This is a genomic window from Nocardia sp. NPDC051929 (genome assembly GCF_044548645.1).
GTDB lineage: Bacteria > Actinomycetota > Actinomycetes > Mycobacteriales > Mycobacteriaceae > Nocardia > Nocardia sichangensis.
On record NZ_JBIUCG010000027.1, the window covers coordinates 14,811 to 33,625 of the forward strand.

Consider the following 18,815-nt stretch of genomic DNA (forward strand, 5'->3'; position numbering starts at 1 on the left):
TGGAAACATTTGAATGGTATCACTGATACTAACAATGGAACCAGTGAAGCGGTATCGTTGATATATGACATCGCGCGCACGCGGCACCGATGACGCAACTACCGTCGAGTCCGGCACGGCCACGGGCCGCGAGCAGACCCGGCAGCGGGTCATCGAGGCCGCCATCGACCTGCTGACGCGTGGGGGTCGCGACGCGGTCACCACGCGCGCGGTCGCTGATGCGGCGGGCTTGCAGCCGCCGGCCATCTACCGGCTGTTCGGCGACAAGGACGGGCTGCTCGACGCGGTGGCCGAGCACGGCTTCGCCGCGTTTCTCGCCACCAAGCACGTCGACCCCGATCCGCCGGACCCCATCGAGGACCTCAGAGCCGGCTGGGACGTCGCAGTCGAATTCGGTTTGGCCAACCCCGCGCTGTACACGTTGATGTACACCGAACCCGTCGGTACCACCTCGGCTGCCTTCAAGGCCGGCATGGAGATCCTGATGGGCCGAATCCGGCGCCTCGCCGCCGGCGGCTGGCTGCGCGTCGACGAGGAACTCGCGGCCCAGATCATCCATGCCACGGCGCGCGGCGCAGTGCTCACCTGGCTCTCGCTGCGCGAGGAGCGGCGTAACCCGGCCTTGTTGACCACCCTGCGGGAGTCGATGGTCGCCGCCGTCACCAACCAACAACCGGCGGTGCGAGACGCGGGCCCGGCAGGCGCCGCCCGCGCCTTGCGCGCCGCACTGCCCGAGCAGACGACCCTCAGCAGCGCGGAGCAAGATCTACTGCGGGAGTGGCTGAACCGCCTTGCCGCCGACGGCTGATCGCCGACCCTCGATCTTCCCGGCGCCGACACCGTCGGATGCCGCGGCAATCGGGTGCCGAGCCGCGGCCAGCCGCGCGAGCGCGGTTTCGGTGAAGACCGACAACCCGAGGGCGGGGTTGTATCCGTGAATTTCCTTGACGTCGAGGTCGGCGAGGAAATAAAGGATCTCCGTCGAGACCACCTGCCCTGGAACCAGTATCGGGAAGCCGGGCGGGTAGGGCACCACGAAGGTGGCCGATACCAGGGGCTTCCCCTTGGCGAGCCGTCGCCCGGCATCGCCGAGCAGGACGTGTTCGCGGTCGGACTCCGCATACCCGGCGTAGAAGGCCGAACGCATATCGCCGAACGAGCTGGCGCCGTCGGGACGGAAAGCGCTGTCGAACTCGCTGAAATCGGGCAGTGCGGGCAGATCCTTGGTGATCTCCTCGACCCGGCGCTGTTGCAGGGCGCGATCGGCCCTGCCACCCGCGCTCCGGCTTCTCTCGAAGTCGGTGGCGACCCGGCGCAGCACGTCGAGCAGGTAGTGCACGCTCGACCAGGTGACGCCGATCGTGAAGATCAACAGCACACTGTTGATCGAGGTCTTGTTGATCTGGATGCCGAACCGGTCCATCAGGATCTTCTCGCGGAAGTCGTACCCGTTCATGCCGGTCTTGCCGATGAACAGGGTGACCCGGGTCGGGTCGAGCACGAACTGATCGGACCGCCACGCCTCGTTCCATTCCGCCAAGCCACCCTGTCTGACCTGCCGGTAGGAGATGACTTCGGAGGGGCGGAACTCGTCGGGCACCAGGTCGTCCTCGTCGAGGATGCGGAACCACTTCCCGATCAGCCGGTCCTTACGGACGCGGTGGCGGAACACGAGCGCCATGTCGTAGACGTTGCGGACCAGCTGGAAGCCCTCGATGTCGACCTGCCTGCGCGCCAGGTCCAACGACGCCAGGAGTTGCTGGTTCGGCGAGGTCGAGGTGTGGGTCAGGAACGCCTCGGCGAACGTCTCGCGGACGAGAGCTTTGAAATCCTGGTCGCGGACATGGATCATCGACGCCTGCCGAAGCGCGGACAGCGATTTGTGGGTGGAATGCGTCGCGTACACGCGCACCCGCGCACGCTCGGGGTCGGGAAGCAGCCTGCGCTCGCTCCACTCGGCACGGTCGACTCCCCGCATCGACGCACGCCACCCGCGGTACTCCTCGGCGTACCCGGGCGAGGACAACATCGATCGGAGTTGCTCGGCGGCAACCATCGCGGTGCGCTGTCGCGCCCACGGCACGGCGGTCGCGAACGCGTACCACGCCTCGTCCCAGAGGAAGCAGATGTCCGGCTTGATCGCCAGAACCTCCTCCATCACGCGCTGGGGGTTGTAGACGATGCCGTCGAAAGTGCAGTTGGTCAGCAGCAGCATCCGCACCCGGTCCAGTTGTCCGGCCGCATCGAGGTCCAGCAGTGCCTTCTTGATGGTGTGCAGGGACACGGCTCCGTAGATCGCGAACGGCGCGAGCGGGTAGGCATCCAGGTACAGCGGGTACGCTCCGGCGAGCACCAAGCCGTAGTGGTGCGACTTGTGGCAATTGCGGTCGATCAGGACGATGTCGCCCGGCCGGGTCAGGGCCTGCACGACGATCTTGTTCGCGGTGGATGTGCCATTGGTGACGAAGTACGTCTGATCGGCGCACCACGTCTCGGCGGCTTTGTCCATCGCCGCCCTGATCGTGCCGTGTGGGTCCAGCAGTGAGTCCAGCCCGCCGGAGGTGGACGACGTCTCGGCCATGAAGATGTTGCGGCCGTAGAACTCGCCCATGTCCTGCAGCGACTTGGAGTTGAAGATGCTGGCGCCACGCGCGACGGGAAGCGCGTGGAATTGGCCGACCGGCGCGGCCGCGTAGGCACGCAAGGCATCGAAGAACGGTGTGGCGAACCGGCTGCGGACGCCCGCGAGCACCGTGCTGTACAGGTCGGTGACGTCGTTGAGGCGGTAGAACGTGCGATCGTAGACGTCCGTCTCGTCCTCGGTCTCCGCGGCGATCGACTCGTCTGTGAGCAGGTACAGGTCGATATGCGGTCGCAGCTTCCTGATCCACTCGCCGCATTCGACCCAGTCGTGGTTGCGGTCGGTCACGTTCACGTCTTCGTTGGCGCCGAGCAACGTGGTCATCAACGGCGCGCGGTCGCTGGAACGGAGGGGGAGGTCGTGCCGGATGATCGCCGCCTGAATCTCGCCGTTCAACGCGACGGCGGTGATGGCGTCCTCGATGCTCGCCACGACGAGCAGTTCGAACTGCACATCGTCCGATGGGTCGCGCAGTGCCCGCAGGCTCTCCGCCAGGCCCGCGGGAGCGTCGGGCGGAGCGTCGTCGCCGAGCAGGACGGTGTAGAACTGCTGCTCTTTGGCCCGCGCCACGAGTTCCTGATCTTCCATCGGCGCGGAGGTGTCGAACAAAGCCGCACGGTCGCCGTACTCGGAGAGCAGGCGCACGGCCAGCGACACTTCGTCGGTGAGCCGCGCCGTCGCGAGATCGGCGAGATAATCGCGAAACGCCGCCAATCTCGCCGGTCCCGGGTACAGCCAGTACCGCTCATAGGTGCCGAGTCGATCGAGAAGACGCCGCACCCGAGCGGCTTCGTGGGTGGCGTCCAGCCCGGCCCGATTGACATCGGCGAGCCGACGGCACGCGTCGTCGAGCAGATTCCAGGTGTCGATTCGCGAGTACGACGGGTTCGCCACCGCCGCCAGCGCGGAAACCGAAAGCCCTTTCGGGCGCTCGCCGTCTCGGTGCATGTCGTCAGTTCCTCCCCCTCGATGGGCGAAGTGATCTGTCGAACGCGATAGACCTAATTGTGCCTCGCGGCAGATCGAATTCCTAGCCGAGCGAAGAGAGCGCCTCGGCAGGTTCCTCGCCGCGGTTCTCGCTCGATGGCCGCCCGCGATATTTCCGTGGCGCCGAAGCGAGGTACCTACAATGATCGTGTGACGACTTTTCGTCGCGATAGCGAAGTCGAACTCGGCGACTACGTCGGAGGGATCGCCGCCCGGATGAGCGAGCGGGTGACGGAAATCGGCACGACCATCCGGCGCAAACTCGAGGAAGAAATAGCCGAACTGCGCGAGGACACGCATTCGCTGGAACTGCTCGGGGCCAGCGTGCACGCGAACGTCGAGACACTGTTGCAGGCGCTGCGCCACAATATTCCGGTCGCGCGCGTCCAGGCGCCGACGGCGGCGATCGAATACGCCAAACGGCTTGCTCAGCACGAGGTTTCGCTCAATGCTTTGATTCGCGCCTACTGGGTGGGGCAGCGACGGATGAGCGAACTGGTGTTCGCGGAGGTGCGGGCCGCCGATATCACGCCGCAGCAGCGTGTCGATGCCCTGCAGACCATCACTACGACGCTGTTCAACTACATCGACTCGATCACCCGGCAGGTCGTCGCCGCCTACCAGGGCGAGCGGGAACAGTGGTTGGAGAATCAGAACAGCATTCGCACACTCCAGGTCCGTGAAGTGCTGACCGAGACGAGCGCCGTCGACGTCGACGCGGCGACCGAGTCGATCCGCTACCCGCTGCGCTGGCATCACCTCGCGCTGGTGCTGTGGTATCCGGAGCTGAGCACCGCCGGTGACGAGCTGCCCCGAATACAGCGGTTCGTGCGGGAACTGGCCGAAGCGGCGAACGCGTCGGCGCGCCCGCTGTTCGCCGCCGTCGATCGGGTCAGCGCATGGGCCTGGCTGCCCTACCGGTCGGTTCCCGCCGACCCGGTCGGCGCCGTACGCAGGTTCGCACGCGACCGGGCCGACGCTCCCTGTTTCGCGATCGGCACGCTCGGCGCCGGCGTCGAGGGCTTCCAGCGGTCCCATCGGCACGCTCAGGCCGCGCGCGCGGTCGCGCTCGCCCGCGGCACGGACGATCCGACGGTCTTCTCCGCGACCGATCCGGGACTGTCCGCCGCGGCGCTGCTGGGTGGTGACATGGCGGAAGCGCGGGACTGGGTGAGCGAGGTACTCGGCGACCTGGCCTCCGACAACGACAACGACGAGCGGCTCCGCGAGACGTTGCGGGTCTTCCTGCGCACCGGATCGAGCTACAAGGCCGCGGCCGCGGAAATGAACCTGCACTTCAATTCCGTGAAGTACCGGATAACGCGAGCGATCGCGCGGCGGGGTCGACCGATAGACGACGACCGGCTCGAGGTCGAGATGGCGTTGCTGGTGTGCCAGTGGTACGGGGGCGCGGCATTGCGCCGAGGCCCGGCGTAGCGCAGATCGTTTTCACCTCCTGGCTTGAAACCCATCACCCCAAAGCGAAGGAGAAGGCGATGTCCACCATCCACTTCAAGGAGACGACGAACTCGACACCGGAGCAGTTCGTAGCGGCGCTCACCGATTTCGGGCCGGGCCGCTCACAGGTGTTCGGCAACAGCGCCGACGAATACCTCGAAGTGCACAACCAGGGCCGCCGTGAGGCCGACGTCACGGAAGGCTCGCACGGCATCTGGGAACGCCTGCACTACGACTGGTCGAATCCCGAGCGGGTCGTCATGACGACCACCGACTCGAACGTATGGGGCGGCCACTCGGGCCACACCTACACCTTCAACCGCCGGTCGGACGGGAAGACCGATGTGGATGTCGTCATCGTGCGCGAGGGCAAGAACCTGAAAGGGCGAGTCCTCGAAGTCGTGGTCGGGACCGTCGGCAAACGCGTCCTGCGCCAGGCCCTGGACAAGACCGTGAAGGCCATCGAAACCCGCGACAACGGCGGAGGAACGGCCGAACGCCCGTAACGGGTCCTGCGTATCGGCGGTCAATCGCCGAGGTCGGGTGGGGTGGTGGCCAGCAGGCGCGGGTCCGGATCGGAGCCGGCCATGGCGAGGGCTCCGGCGGCGGCTCGGCCGAGCTTCCACAGGTCACGAGGATCGCGTTTGTTCAGTCCGTCCACCAGTTGTCGGAGAACGGTGAGCTGGTCGAAGTAGATCCGTTCGGTCACCAGGTTCTCGTGCTCGTCGAAGACGAAGTAGGCCGTCATCCTCGTGCGGTGCCGGGAGCCGGTCGGGGGAATCTTGCCGAGTGATCCGAGATGTGTTCCGAGCAGCCAGAATTCGACGATGACGGCGTCATGGCTGTGCCGGAGCGCGATGAGTTCGTGGTCCTGATCGGGGAAGGCGACGCGGGTGTCGTGATAGTAGCCGCGCACTTCGCCGTCGCCGTCGTGGACGAGCATCTGCGCGATGATCTCGTAGTGCGGGTGGGGGAATGTCGACAGGGTGGCGTCCCAGTCCTGGCGGACTTCGTCGCGGAAGTGGTCGAGAACCAGTTTCTCCCGGGCGCGCAGCACGTCTTCGGGCGGCAGGTGGAATCGGGACGACATGGGAGTACTCCTTCGAAGCCGGGTCCATCAGTGCTGTGGCCGTGACTGCGCATGGGCCTGGCGCCCGGGTTGGTCCATGTGCCGGTGAGTTCGCTGGGGGAGGAAACCGCGGGTACGGAAAGCGCATGCCTCCGATATCCACAGTGTGGGTTAAGTGAGGACGAACTTATACCCACGCCGTGGATATAATCAAGGAGGTGTGCGGTCCGGCTCCTCGATCGGGCGAAAAATAGGTATACCCCCGGGTAATTTCACCGTCGCTCGACGTGGCTCAGCGGGGCAGTCTGGAGCGGAACTTGCCAGCACCGCCTCGGGGAGGCCCGTATGCACACGAACCAGGTCGAGCACACTTCGAACGTCGTCGGAGGTGGCAGTGAGCTGCGCGCGGACGACATGTTGATGATCTACCGCTGCATGCGGTGCGAGAAGTTGCTCGCGCCGATAACGTCCGGGTGCTCGTCCTGCGGATCCGACGACCTCGAAAGTGTGCCGTCGTCGGGTGCGGGTTCCGTCGTGTCATGGCGGGTAGTGGATCGGGCCCCGACCGACAGGCAGGGCGGGTTGGTGCCGCTGACGATCGCCATCGTGGAGCTCGACGAAGGCCCGTGGGTCTACACATCGCTCGAAGGCGAGATCCCCTCGTCCGCGGGCCCGTCGGTGCGCGTTCAATTCCAACCCCATCCCCCGGAAGGCAGGTTCCCGGTCTTCGCGGTCAGCACCCGTTTGCCCTGACAGTCCGACTGCGCGACCCGCTGGATAAGTCCCGGCGATATCCTGGGGATACGTCACCGGGAGGTGTGCAGTGGTGGGTTTGCCAATGGGCTCGGATGGGGTGAATCGGTGTAGTCGATGACCGATGCCGATCCCTTCGCGACGCAACGCGACGCGTCCGGTTCGGTCGCGGCGGAATTGGCGGCGGCTGGGCTGGAGGACGCCGCCGAGATCGGCCGGGGTGGTTTCGGCGCTGTGTATTGCTGCAGGCAGGCTTCGCTCGACCGAGTGGTCGCGGTCAAGGTCCTCACCGCCGATCTGGACGAGGACAACCGGGCCCGGTTCTTACGCGAGCAGCGGGCCGCGGGCAGGTTGACCGGCCATCCCAATATCGTGCATGTCCTGCACGCAGACGTCACCGACGACGGTCGCCCCTACATCGTCATGCCGTATTACCCGCACGGCTCTCTGGACGCACGGATCCGCGGCAGCGGGCCGCTGGGACTCGAGGAAGTGCTGCGGCTGGGGGTGAAGATGGCCGGGGCTCTCGAGACGGCGCATCGCGCCGGGGTGCTCCATCGCGACGTCAAGCCCGGAAATATTCTCTACACCGACTACGACGAGCCCACGCTGGTGGATTTCGGCATCGCTCATATCGGAGGCGGGTTCGTCACCGGCGCGGGCATCGTGACCGGGACGCCCGCCTTCACTGCTCCGGAAGTGATCGGCGGCGAGGCGGCAGGCCCGGCCGCGGACGTCTACGGCCTCGGCGCCACCTTGTTCGCCGCGATCACCGGCCATGCGGCCTTCGAACGCCGCGACGGCGAGCAGTTGGTGGCCCAGTTCCTCAGAATCACCTCCGAGCCGGTACCGGACCTGCGCGAGCACGGCATTCCCGAGGCCGTGGGAGCCATCATCGAACGTGCCATGGCCGGTGACCCGAACAGCCGACCTTCCGCCGCGGAACTGGGTGAGCAACTCCGAGAAGCGCAGACCCGTCATGGTTTCCCTGTCGATGAAATGGCGTTGCACACTCCGCTCGCGGGGGAGCCCGAGGCCGAGTCACCAGGCCGGCAGTTGCCTGCGACGGGGTCGCGGCAGCATCGAGCGACGGAGGCGTCGTCGGGTTCGGGGAAGCTTCCGCTGGAACTGACCAGCTTCATCGATCGACGAACCGAGCTGACGCAAGCGACGAACTCGTTGTCGACCTCGCGGTTGGTGACCCTCACCGGGATCGGCGGAGTGGGCAAGACGCGGCTCGCGGTGCAAGTCGCCACCACTGCGCAACGCGACTTCGCCGACGGTGTGGTGTTCGTCGAGCTGGGTGAGCTGCGTGACGAATCGCTGTTGGCGAGCGTCATCGCGGGCGCGCTGAACTTGCAGGACCGATCGATGCGGCCGTTACGCGACGTACTCGCCGAGTTCCTCGCCGATCGCGAACTGCTGCTCGTGCTGGACAATTGCGAGCAACTGGTGGCCGCGGTGGCGGAACTCGCGGAGTCGCTGCTTCGCGCGTGTCAGCGAGTGCGCATTCTCGCGACGAGCCGCGAGCCGATCGGCCTCGCAGGGGAAGCGGTTCTGCCGATCCACCCGCTGGCCGTCCCCGATCCGGATCGGCTACCCAGGAACCCGGCCCGCAATGACGCGATGAGGTTGTTCAGCGACCGGGCCGCCACTGCCGTGCCGGGGTTCGAACTCACCGAGGACAACCAACGCCCCATCGCCCGGATCTGCCGGCAGCTGGACGGCTTGCCGTTGCCGATCGAGCTGGCGACGGCCTGGTTGCGGGTGATGTCGCCGGAACAGATATTGCGACGCTTGACCGATCGGTTCGCCTTGCTCACTCGCGGCAGCAGGAGCGCACCGCCGCGGCAACAGACATTGCGCATGTGCATCGACTGGAGCTACGACCTGTGTACACCGGTGCAACAACGAGTGTGGGCTCAGTTGTCGGTCTTCGCGGGCAGCTTCGACCTCGAGGCCGCGCAATACGTCTGCGGAGAGGATCTGGCAGCGGAGAACATTCTGGATACGGTCGCGTTCCTCGTCGACAAGTCGATCCTCATTCGCGAAGAGTCGGCGGGCGTGGTGCGGTTTCGGATGCTGGACACGGTGCGTGACTACGGCCGCGAAAAAGGGGAGCGGACCGGCGAATACCTCGAACTCTGCCGTCGCCACCGTGACTGGTACGAACAGCTGGCGCTCGATGCGAATGCCGACTTGATCAGTCCTCGGGACTTCGAGTGGGTCGGACGGTTGCGCCGGGAGCAGCCGAACATGCGGCAAGCGCTGGAATTCTGCGTGTCCGACAGCCCCGAAGCCGGAATCCGGATCGCCAACGCTCTGTTGCCCTTCCGGTTCTCCCACGGCTCCCTCGCCGAGGAGCGTCGCTGGCTGGAGCGTCTGCTGGCCCGCCGCACCGGCACAGTCACCGTCGACCAGGCCGCGGCGATATTCGCGACCTCCCTCATAGCCGCAGTACAGGGCGACGTCTCAGGGGTGGCCGATCTGGTACGCGAAGGGCACGCGTTCGCCGAGCGGTCGACCGACCCGCTGATCCGCGCACACATCGACTTCGCCGATGGACTCCTCGCACTGTTCAACGGAAACCTTTCCGACGCCCGCCTGTATCTCGAGAAGGCCCTCCAGGTGTATACCGAGCGAGGCGGCCCTCTCCTCTTCCGAGTCGACGCGCTGACCTTTCTCGGTCTCACGCACGGGCTGGGTGACGACAGCGCGCGGGCCATCGAATATTTCGAACGCTCTCTCGCGCTCATCGAAGAACACGGCGGGACGGTATATCAGGCCTACGCGATGTGGGCGCTGGCCATTTCGTTGTGGCGTCGAGGAGATTCCGTGCGGGCGACTCGACTCATCGTGCGAGCACTGCGGGTGAGCAGGAAGGTGGACGACCGCACGAACCTCAGCATGTGCCTGCAAGCACTGGCGTGGATCGCAGCCGACCACGAAGCTGCCGAGCGTGTGGTCGTCTTGTTCGCGGCCGCCGAACAGATCGGCCGGTCCGTGGGTACCGCGCCGACCCAATTCCCAGAGCTGCTCGCTTATCAGGAAGAGTGCGAGCGCCGAACTCGAGAAGCCATCAGCGAGCACGCCTACGCCGCGGCCCACCGGGAAGGCGCCGCGCTCGATCTCGACGCCGCGATCGCCTACGCCCTGGGTGAACCGGCCTCACCCTCGGCGCGAAATCCCCTGGGCAGCAAATTGACCAAACGCGAGCGGCAAGTCGCCGAACTGGTCGCCGAAGGCCTGACCAACAGGGAGATCGCCGCTCGCTTGGTGATCTCGCCCCGCACCGCACAAGGCCATGTCGAACACGTGCTGACCAAACTGGGCTTCACCTCGCGAACACAGGTCGCGGCGTGGATAGCGGCCTCACGGAACCCTTCGGGAACATGAGCGAACCGTCACGATCGACTACGCATTTCTCTGTCAGGCCGACTGGACGATGACCACGCGGCCGATCCGTCGAGTCGGTGCGAGAAAGCCTGCGCGACAAGCCGCGTCCGTGACGATGCTCGGTCGGCGGCTACGCTCATCGCGGTATCGGCATAGGTCACGTGATCGACAAGGGGAAGGCGTAATGGAGGATCTCGCCGCGCGATTCGAGGAGCTGGGTCGCCTGGTACCGATCCCCCACCCATGGGACGTAACGGAGTACATCGCGCGGGTGGCAGAGTACCGGGAACGGCCGATCACGTTGTGCCCGATCGATGTCGGCGCACTCTCGGAGAACGGATGCGGCACCGGAAGCGGCCTGTGGATCGCCCGTGCAGGCGACGACGTGATCATGTACGGAGCCGACACCGAATGGCATGCCGATCACATCATCGCCCACGAGATCGGTCATATGTTGCTCGGCCACGGAGGAACCGCGAGCGGTACCGATGGTGCCGCGGCCGATCTGCCGTTGCGCGAATTGATGCCCTCGCTGTCGCTGGAAACGATCCGCAGCGTACTGCGCCGCCAGGATTACGGAAGTGAGCGCGAGCGCGCCGCCGAAACCTTCGCGGACCTGTTGCTCGTCGAAGCGATGCTGCCGAAGCGGTCGGCGAGCCGGTTCCGCTCGACGTTCTTCCGAAACCGGCATCGGTGAGATGACTTCCCCGATCCCGGGTTCGATCACCTGGCCCGTCCTGACAGGTATCGCGTTGGCGCTCATCGGTCGGTGGTGGCTGTTGCCGGACAGCGTCGTCGACCGGCTCGTCAACCGCGCGCTCGCCGCGGCTCTCGTCGAACACCTGTTGCGGGAGTCGTGGTTCGAACAGTCACTGACCCGGCTGCTGCCCGGCGACAACAGCGACGTGGTGAACATCGCCCGGCAGCTCTCGCTGGGAGCAACCGTGCTGGCCGTCTCGAATATCTACGGCATCGCCAAGCTGTGGGCAGGCGCAGACCCCGCCCACACGTGGCACAGGCAGCGGCGCTACTACCTGCTCACCCTCACCGCCACCGTTGTCATCCTGATCGCAGGGACGCCCGCCCGCCGCGCCGACCAGTTGATCGACCAAGCCCTCGGCTGGCCTGCCGTCGTGATCTGGATCGCGTTTTCCCTGCCGCTCGGTGCGACGGCTGTGCTCGTCAGCCGGGCAAGCGTGCGCGAGATGCGCGCCGCGGGCGATAGCCCCTGGCAGGAACGCGCACTGTACACGGTGGTCCTGTGCACCGCGGTGGGCATGGGGATTGTCGCGGTCGCATACCCGATCGATTCGCTTGTCAGTGTCCTGACCGGCCAACCGCCATTCGATCCCGAAATGCGCTGGAAAGCATGGTGCGGGTTCCTTCTCTCGGCGGTCGGCGCTCCCGCCGTGGTCACGGTGCCGCTGATCAGCGCCTTGGTCTCCCATGTCGGATGGGACCGCACCAGCCGATATCGCCGCCGCTTGCAGCCCATGTGGGCCGATCTCACCGCAGCCGTACCGGAAATCGTCATGGAGACGCGGCGCGACCTCGACGGCCGAACAGACCCGGCCATCCGTCTGCACCGCATGACGGTCGAGATCCGCGACAGTCTGCTGCATCTCAAGCGCTACAGCGACTGCCCCGACGATCTGGCCGCCACCGGCGGCGACCCGCACATCTATGCCCGTCGCGTCGCCGAGGCCATCGCAACGAAAGCTGCCGGGCACGCCCCGCGCGCGAGCCGGCTCACGCCGCGGCACCAAATCCAACCGGGGGCAAGGGATCTCACCGCGGAGCTGCGCCAGCTCCTCGCACTCGCCAAGGCATGGCCACACGTCCGCGGCCTGACAAAATCGCCGTAGCCGTCGCGCGTCGGTGTATCCGCCGCCGTCGACTGCTCGAAATTCCTCATCGGCGCCGTCGGAGTTCGAACGTCATCCCCGCGGCCCGCATACGGTCGGAGAGCGCGTCGCCCATCGCCGTCGCCGGAGTGAGGACTCCGGCCAGTCGCGGCAACTGTGCGCTGTCGAAAGCCAGGCACAGGCCGGCCTCGCCGAGCATCACCGCGGTCGCCTGATAGCCGGGGTCGCCGGTGCCGGAGAAGGTCGCCACGTAAACCGCACCCGACGAGGTGCGGGCGAAGGTTTTCATATCGAACCATCCTTCGGCGCGGGCCTCGTCGTTCGGCCCGGTGCCCGGTTCGGGAAGCATTCGATCGAGGAGCTTGCGCCCCATCGCGGATCTGGACAGCACCGCGCCTGCCGCCATGCCGGCGGCGATGCCCGCCGTGACCGCGGCGGCGATCAGCGGCGCGGCCGGTGAGTCTCCCGCATGCATGACTTCTCGGTAGCGGAAGTTCTTGCCGTACACCCAACCGAGCAGACCGTTGCTACGCCGGACGATCTTCGTGTTGTGCGGTGCCATGACGAACGTGCCGACCCACCCCCGCAACGTCGGATCGATGGTGTTCGCCCGGTGCAAGGCCTGGTCGGACTGGCAGCCGACGTTTGGATCCTTCGACTCGTCCGGACTCAACGAGTACGGGTGGGATAGCACCGACCGCTTGGCGGGGTCGTCCGCGATGGCCTCCAACATCGCGCGTGCGGAGTCGACTGTGCCCCCGCTGACGCCGCCCTGCACTGTCGCGACGAGGGTTGTGTCCTCGAGTGCGCCGGAGTTGTCCGCGACCGCGCGGCGGTAGAGCTGGTAGACGCTCAGGTCCGACGGAATCGAGTCGAAGCCACAGGAGTTCACGATCTTGGCCCCGCTGGCCACGGCCTGATCATGGAACCGATCGATAACTTCCTTGGTGAATATGGACTCGCCGGTGAGGTCGGCATAGTGCGTGCCCGCCTTCGCGCAGGCGGCCACCAGAGGCATGCCATAGCGCTGATACGGGCCGACCGTGGTGACGACGACAGTGGTCCGCGCGGCGAGTGCGTCGAGTGCGTCATGATCGGCGGCGTCGGCCACCACCAGACTCCAGGCCGCGGCGGCCGGCGCCAAGCTGTCGCGGACTGTTGTCAGCTTCTCCAAGGAACGCCCGGCCAACGCGATTCGCGCCGTTCCCGGTGCCGCGGCGGCGAGATACTCGGCGGTGAGCTTTCCGACGAATCCTGTTGCACCGAAGAGAACAAGGTCGAATTCTGGGCCTTCTTGCATGTCCAATCCACTTCCGGTCGATGTTGTGTCCGACATTTCGGCTGGATCGCAGTCGATCCCGCCATGTGCTGCATTACGTGCGCGCCCGGCGCTTCCGCCGAAACCGGCGAATGCCCGGCCGACCCGGCGCGACCCGATGGGGCCACAGGCATCCGTCGTGCCCCCGTCCGTGTGCGGTGGGTTGCTGGTTCGCGGTGCATTCGATCTATCCTCCTGTTCAGGTGGCAGTTTCGTTTGGGCGTGATGATCGAAACCGGCACCGTTGAAGGGCTCATGGTGTTGTGAGGGCGACGACCGGCCGCATGCGGGTGGCCCGCACACACGTCGACGAGGTCGCGGCGAGGGAGATCACGAAGGCGCCGACGACCGTCGCGGGGTACATCCACCACTGGCCGGAAGGAATCGGGGACCCGGTCTTCACGATGCTGTAGGGGACAGCGGTGGCCGCCGCCGCGATCGTGCCGAGAACTACCGCGATGCCTGTCGCGGCAATGCTTTCGACGGCGACCATACCCAGCACCTGACGTCGTGTCGACGAGATCATCTGGAGCAGACCGAATTCCCGGCGCCGGTTCCAAGTCGCCGCGATCGACGCATTGATGACGGCGATGGTGCAGAACGCGATGATCATCCCCACGACCAGGTAATTCGCGGCCGCGAACTGCGGGCCGATGTCATCGGGCGCGCGATCGATGATGCTGTCTTCGGTACTCTGCATGTACAGCGTGCCGGTCGCGATGCCGACGAGTAGCGCCAACGGGCCTACGACAGTGCTCGCGACCGCGGCGCGGGCGTCCACATTCCGCAGAGCCAATCGGACGACGCTGCTCCGCGCCAGTGCGCCGACCCGCCCGACCGTCGAGACGACAGCGGGACTCAACAGTGCCGCACCGATCGCGACGCCGATGCAGGCCGGTCCGGCGACTGCGGCCAGCAGCGGTCCGTCGGTCATGAACAGTGTGCCGACCCCGGAGCCGAGGCCGAGCAGCAGGAATGCCGCGCCGATCATCGGTTTCGCCAGGGAGACCGTGCCCTCTTCCGCGCCCGCCGCGTCGGCCAGGGCGAGCACGAGTGCCACCTTCGCCGCGCGTCGGCCCGCGACCAGGGCGGCCACGATCGCGGCCAGCAGCGAGACCGCCACGCCCGCACCGACGGTCCACCAGCCGGTAACGAGCTGGATCGGCCCGTGCACGACACCCACCGCGCGCATCCGGCCGAGCAGAAACGCACCGAGCCCGACACCGGGTGCGAGGCCGGCGATTACCGCGGGACCGGCCACCATGAGCGTCTCCACCAGCACCATGGCGCGCACCTGGTGGGGAACAGCACCGATCGACCGGAGCAGAGCCAGCTCCCGCCGCCGCTGCTGGATTACGAGCGTGACGGTGGAAGCGATGCCGAACGCCACCACCGCGACGGTCCAGCCGCCCATGATCGCCGCGAGGATGGCCATGGAGTTCGCGCTGTCGTCCGGTGCGGTGAGACCGGTCTCGGCGAGTGCGGCGAACGCGGTCAACAGCGCTGTGCCCGTGCTGATGACGCACGCCGAGGCGATATACGCCGAGGAACGAGCCCGGAGCGTGCGAAATGCGAAACGCCACATCATCGGACACCGCCGTGCCGGGCGAAGCCGTCGGTCAGCCTGGTCATTCGCGCGGCGACCGCGTCGGCGGTCGGCCGCCGCACAGCGTCGACCACGCGCCCGTCCGCGAAGAACACCACGGCATCGGCGACGGATGCGGCGACCGGATCGTGGGTGACCATCACGATAGTGCGGCCGGAGCGGTCGACGGCGTCTCGGAGCAGGCCGAGTACCTCGGCGGCGGCCCGGCTGTCGAGCGCCCCGGTCGGCTCGTCGGCGAAGATCACCGCGGGTTCGCTCAGTAGTGCGCGGGCGATCGCCACCCGCTGTTGCTGCCCGCCGGACAGCGTCGCGGGGCGCGCGTGCGCGTGCTGCGCGAGACCAAGCCGGGCCAAGACGTCGCGTACGGCGTCGACGGGGATCCGCCGAGAGGCAAATTCCGCGGGAAGCGTGACATTTTGCTGCACGGTCAAGGTCGGCACCAGATTGTAGGACTGGAAGACGAAGCCGATCCGATCCCGGCACAGCCGCGTCAGTGCGGTCTCGTCGAGCGCGGTCAGCTCGATTCCGTCGACCGTGACCGACCCCGAATTCGGTCGATCCAATCCGGCCGCGCACTGTAGCAACGTGCTCTTGCCCGAGCCGGACGGTCCCATGACGGCGGTGAAAGAGCCGCGCGGGAAGGCCAGGCTCACGTTGTCGAGCACCCGCGTTGTCGTGGGGCCCGCACCGTAGACCTTGACCACCTCACGCAACACCACGCTGTGGTGCGTGAGCTCCGGCTCAGGCGCCCGGTGTGAATACAGTGTACGAGTCATAATTGTGATGGTACCGAACGTATTCTCGCGGTGGATATCGAGACGCAGATACCTACTTTGAACAGGGATTTGATCTGCAAATAGCTCGTGGCTATCAACACGGATACGGTATCGAGTAGACTTTCGTCACCAACCATTTTTCGTGACGAAAAGAGCTTCGTGATGGCGACTTGCCAGGTGTGTGGCCGCGAACTGGCGCCCGCTGTACGGGGTAGACCAGCACGGTACTGCTCGCGCGCCTGCCGTGCGCGGGCGTACCGCGAACGCGTCGCGGTGAAGCAACAGGGAGTCGCCGAGCCGATCGAAGCATCAGTTGCCACACTCACGGTCGACAACGTGGTGCGCGCTGCGATTGCGCTGGCGGACCGCGAAGGCGGCGCGGGGCCGTCCATGCGCCGCACCGCGGCCGAACTCGGTGTCGGCGTGATGTCGCTGTACCGCTACGTCCCCGGCAAAGAGGAACTCGGCGGGCTGATGATCGACACGGTTTTCGGCGACCATCCGCTGCCGGAACCCGGTCCGCTTGGCTGGCGAGCGAAGTTGGAGCTGTCGGCCCGCCAGGAATGGGACATCTACCGCGAACACCCCTGGGTACCTCAACTGTTCGCCATCACGACCCGCCCGCCGGTCGCGCCACGCATGATGCGTTACACCGACTGGCGCATCCGGGCGGTGGACGGTCTCGGTCTCGATTTCCCGACCATGGTGCGCATCGCGATCATGGTCTCCACGCACACCCAGAGCGCCGCCTATCCGCTCGCCCGGGAGCGGTACGAGAGCAGCACCCGTGAGCAGTGGATCGGCGCACGCAGCAGCAAGGTCCGGGAACTCTTCGCTTCCGGCGAGCTGCCGATGATCGCACGCTTCGACGCCGACGCGTTCGATGCCTCTCAGCCGCAGAGCATCTTCGAATTCGGCCTGCGCTGCCTGCTCGATGGTGTCGCGAAAATCGTCCGCGGCTAGTCAGGGCGCCGCAGGGTGGATGCCACCGGTGGTCACGGTAGGCCGGCGAGGGCCGCGACGACTGCCCATGCGTCGGCACGTGGTTCCGAAGTCCAAGGGGCCGTTGGTTTGTGGATCCGTAGCGAGACCACGCCGTGCAGGGCGCACCACGCGCGCAGCGCGAGGTCCGGGGACTTCTCGGCGGCCGGTAACAGGTCGGCCAGACGATCCAGCAGATCCAGTCCCGGCCCGGTACCGGGCTCGATCGAGGGATCGGGTCGTTCGAACAGCAACTGGTAGGCGCCGGGATGATTCTCGGCCCACGTCAGATAGGCATCGATCAGCGAACGAAGCCGGTCGACGCGGGTGCCGTCGGGCATGTCCGCGGCGTCGAGCGCATGCCGCAGCCGGCCGAACAATTCCTCGGTCACGGCATAGTTCAGCGCATCTTGAGACGGGAAGTGCATGTAGACCGCGCTGGGCGCGACACCGCAGGCCCGGGCGATGGCCCGCAGTGACGGCGTCGGCAACGACTGCGGTTCCAGCAGCAGCTCGATCGCGGCGGCAACCAACTCCGCGCGCAGCCGCTCGCCCTCTCCGCGCGCTCGTCGTTGGCGTGTATCGGTCATCGAGGCTCCCTTGACATAGATCACTGAACAGATGTTAAGTATAGCTAGCTGAACACCTGTTCACCTTCAGGAGGCGACATGAAGAACTGGGATGGCGCGACGGCGGTCGTGACCGGTGCGAGTAGCGGAATCGGCGCGGCATTCGCCACGGCCTTGGCGGAAAGACGGTGTGACCTGATCCTGGTCGCCAGGCGCGAGCATCGGCTGCGCGAGCTGGCGACAGACCTCGAACACACCTTCGGTATCCGGGCTCGGGTCGTCACCGCGGACCTTTCGATCCCCGCGGATGTCGAGCGCCTCGCCGCCCTGCTGAGCGCGGACGAGCACCCGATCGACGTGCTGGTCAACAACGCCGGTTTCGCGACCCACGGCCCGCTCGCCGACCACGACCGCGCGCGCGTGCGCGAGGAGATCGCGGTCAACATCACCGCCGTCGCGGAACTGACCCGGGCGGCACTGCCGGACATGATCCGGCGCGGCCGCGGAGCGGTGATCAACATCGCCTCCACCGCGGCGTTCCAACCGATCCCGTTCATGGCCGTCTACGGCGCGACGAAGGCGTTCGTGCTCTCGTTCACCGAGGCGTTGTGGGGCGAGCTGGAAGGTAGTGGCGTCACCGCGCTCGCCGTGTGCCCGGGCGCCACCGATACCGAGTTCTTCGAGGTGGCGGGCGAAGCCGCCAGTGTCGGACGACGGCAGACATCGGAGCAGGTGGTGGCGACGGCTCTGCGCGAACTGGACCGTCGCACGCCCCGGCCGAGCGTGGTATCCGGGCTGACGAACGCGGTGTCCACGCGTCTGCCGCGGTACCTGCCGCGCCGCACCACGATTCGCCTGACCCGTGGATTGGTCGCCGCGAAATGACCATGTACGCCCTGCGTCCCAGCAGCCTGCGCGATATCTCTTCGATGCGCCGCCACCTACTCAGCGAACGTATCGTGGACGCATCGGCGCAGCGAACCTTCGACATTCTCGCCACCGGGGAAGGCCAAGGGGAGTGGGCCGACGGGTACCGGGCCACCACCTGGTACGGAAATGCTGCGCATGACGTGGGAACGATCCGCGACATTCACTTGCGCTGGATCACGGTGCGCGAACGATTCCTGGCCTGGGAGCCCGCCGCCCGTTTCACGTTCTCCGCCGATGCCATGTCGATCCCGCTGGCGCGCCGAATGATCGAAGACATCACCTTCGAGCCGCTCGGCCCCGACCGCTGCCGCATGGTCTGGCAGGTACACCTCGACCCGGCGCCGGCGCTGCGCCCGGTCGAATCACTGGTGATGCGGCGCCTTTTCGAGCCGATGTTCGACTCGTTCGCCGCCGGACTCGCCGGATTCGCTCGCACACATAGTACTCGCGGGATGGTTTGACCATG

The 18,815-nt window shown here is 66.5% G+C and carries 16 protein-coding genes; 10 read left to right on the plus strand and 6 right to left on the minus strand.

The annotated features are described in order from the left end of the window. Positions 1 to 64 precede the first annotated feature (64 nt). Complete coding sequence (locus ACIHAX_RS31160) at positions 65 to 808, plus strand: TetR/AcrR family transcriptional regulator (protein WP_356965518.1); 744 nt, start codon at positions 65 to 67, stop codon at positions 806 to 808. Here ACIHAX_RS31160 and ACIHAX_RS31165 read toward each other — a convergent pair. Next, positions 767 to 3,589: an aminotransferase class I/II-fold pyridoxal phosphate-dependent enzyme gene (locus ACIHAX_RS31165; RefSeq protein ID WP_397281231.1), complete on the minus strand. Its 2,823-nt coding sequence runs from the start codon at positions 3,587 to 3,589 to the stop codon at positions 767 to 769. The genes ACIHAX_RS31160 and ACIHAX_RS31165 overlap by 42 nt on opposite strands. Positions 3,590 to 3,844: 255 nt before the next feature. Here ACIHAX_RS31165 and ACIHAX_RS31170 point away from each other — a divergent pair, with 255 nt between their 5' ends. Together ACIHAX_RS31170 and ACIHAX_RS31175 are read left to right on the plus strand one after the other, a co-directional pair. After that, positions 3,845 to 5,065 (plus strand): PucR family transcriptional regulator, encoded by a 1,221-nt coding sequence (locus tag ACIHAX_RS31170; protein WP_397281329.1) that lies wholly within the window; start codon positions 3,845 to 3,847, stop codon positions 5,063 to 5,065. A 59-nt stretch (positions 5,066 to 5,124) separates the two neighbouring features. Continuing rightward, positions 5,125 to 5,592, plus strand: a complete 468-nt coding sequence (locus ACIHAX_RS31175) for a hypothetical protein (protein WP_355076691.1) — start codon at positions 5,125 to 5,127, stop codon at positions 5,590 to 5,592. 20 nt (positions 5,593 to 5,612) lie between these two features. Here ACIHAX_RS31175 and ACIHAX_RS31180 read toward each other — a convergent pair whose 3' ends face one another. Next, positions 5,613 to 6,176: an ester cyclase gene (locus ACIHAX_RS31180; protein ID WP_397281233.1), complete on the minus strand. Its 564-nt coding sequence runs from the start codon at positions 6,174 to 6,176 to the stop codon at positions 5,613 to 5,615. A gap of 324 nt (positions 6,177 to 6,500) precedes the next feature. On the opposite strand from ACIHAX_RS31180, the gene ACIHAX_RS31185 reads away from it, so the two are divergent. The 4 genes from ACIHAX_RS31185 to ACIHAX_RS31200 all read left to right on the plus strand — a co-directional run bounded on the left by ACIHAX_RS31185 (position 6,501) and on the right by ACIHAX_RS31200 (position 12,169). Then, positions 6,501 to 6,908 carry an OB-fold domain-containing protein gene (locus ACIHAX_RS31185; RefSeq protein ID WP_364436511.1) on the plus strand — a complete coding sequence of 136 codons (408 nt, stop codon included), beginning with the start codon at positions 6,501 to 6,503 and terminating at the stop codon, positions 6,906 to 6,908. 117 nt (positions 6,909 to 7,025) lie between these two features. Then, a complete protein-coding gene (locus ACIHAX_RS31190; protein WP_397281235.1) occupies positions 7,026 to 10,304 on the plus strand; it encodes a protein kinase in 3,279 nt (1,092 codons plus the stop codon). Positions 10,305 to 10,488: 184 nt separating this feature from the next. Continuing rightward, a complete protein-coding gene (locus ACIHAX_RS31195) occupies positions 10,489 to 11,001 on the plus strand; it encodes a hypothetical protein (RefSeq protein ID WP_355076685.1) in 513 nt (170 codons plus the stop codon). A 1-nt stretch (position 11,002) separates the two neighbouring features. Then, the gene (locus ACIHAX_RS31200; protein ID WP_397281238.1) at positions 11,003 to 12,169 is read left to right on the plus strand and encodes an MAB_1171c family putative transporter; all 1,167 of its coding nucleotides are present in this window, start codon (positions 11,003 to 11,005) and stop codon (positions 12,167 to 12,169) included. Positions 12,170 to 12,215: 46 nt separating this feature from the next. On the opposite strand, the gene ACIHAX_RS31205 is transcribed toward ACIHAX_RS31200, so the two are convergent. The 3 genes from ACIHAX_RS31205 to ACIHAX_RS31215 all read right to left on the minus strand — a co-directional run bounded on the left by ACIHAX_RS31205 (position 12,216) and on the right by ACIHAX_RS31215 (position 15,869). Continuing rightward, on the minus strand, positions 12,216 to 13,469 hold the full coding sequence (locus ACIHAX_RS31205) for a saccharopine dehydrogenase NADP-binding domain-containing protein (protein ID WP_364436521.1): 1,254 nt from the start codon (positions 13,467 to 13,469) through the stop codon (positions 12,216 to 12,218). Positions 13,470 to 13,740: 271 nt separating this feature from the next. Then, positions 13,741 to 15,075: an FtsX-like permease family protein gene (locus tag ACIHAX_RS31210; RefSeq protein WP_364436524.1), complete on the minus strand. Its 1,335-nt coding sequence runs from the start codon at positions 15,073 to 15,075 to the stop codon at positions 13,741 to 13,743. Continuing rightward, the gene (locus ACIHAX_RS31215; protein WP_397281241.1) at positions 15,072 to 15,869 is read right to left on the minus strand and encodes an ABC transporter ATP-binding protein; all 798 of its coding nucleotides are present in this window, start codon (positions 15,867 to 15,869) and stop codon (positions 15,072 to 15,074) included. The genes ACIHAX_RS31210 and ACIHAX_RS31215 overlap by 4 nt, the downstream gene beginning before the upstream one ends. Before the next feature lie 273 nt (positions 15,870 to 16,142). Here ACIHAX_RS31215 and ACIHAX_RS31220 point away from each other — a divergent pair, with 273 nt between their 5' ends. Continuing rightward, positions 16,143 to 16,832 (plus strand): TetR/AcrR family transcriptional regulator C-terminal domain-containing protein, encoded by a 690-nt coding sequence (locus tag ACIHAX_RS31220; RefSeq protein ID WP_364436530.1) that lies wholly within the window; start codon positions 16,143 to 16,145, stop codon positions 16,830 to 16,832. A gap of 32 nt (positions 16,833 to 16,864) precedes the next feature. On the opposite strand, the gene ACIHAX_RS31225 is transcribed toward ACIHAX_RS31220, so the two are convergent. Continuing rightward, positions 16,865 to 17,440 carry a TetR/AcrR family transcriptional regulator gene (locus ACIHAX_RS31225; protein WP_364435818.1) on the minus strand — a complete coding sequence of 192 codons (576 nt, stop codon included), beginning with the start codon at positions 17,438 to 17,440 and terminating at the stop codon, positions 16,865 to 16,867. A gap of 78 nt (positions 17,441 to 17,518) precedes the next feature. Between ACIHAX_RS31225 and ACIHAX_RS31230 the strand changes: the two genes are divergently transcribed. Then, positions 17,519 to 18,304, plus strand: coding sequence for an SDR family oxidoreductase (locus ACIHAX_RS31230; protein WP_355076679.1), 786 nt, complete (start codon positions 17,519 to 17,521; stop codon positions 18,302 to 18,304). After that, the gene (locus tag ACIHAX_RS31235; protein WP_364435812.1) at positions 18,301 to 18,810 is read left to right on the plus strand and encodes an SRPBCC family protein; all 510 of its coding nucleotides are present in this window, start codon (positions 18,301 to 18,303) and stop codon (positions 18,808 to 18,810) included. The genes ACIHAX_RS31230 and ACIHAX_RS31235 overlap by 4 nt, the downstream gene beginning before the upstream one ends. The last annotated feature ends 5 nt before the right edge of the window (positions 18,811 to 18,815 follow it).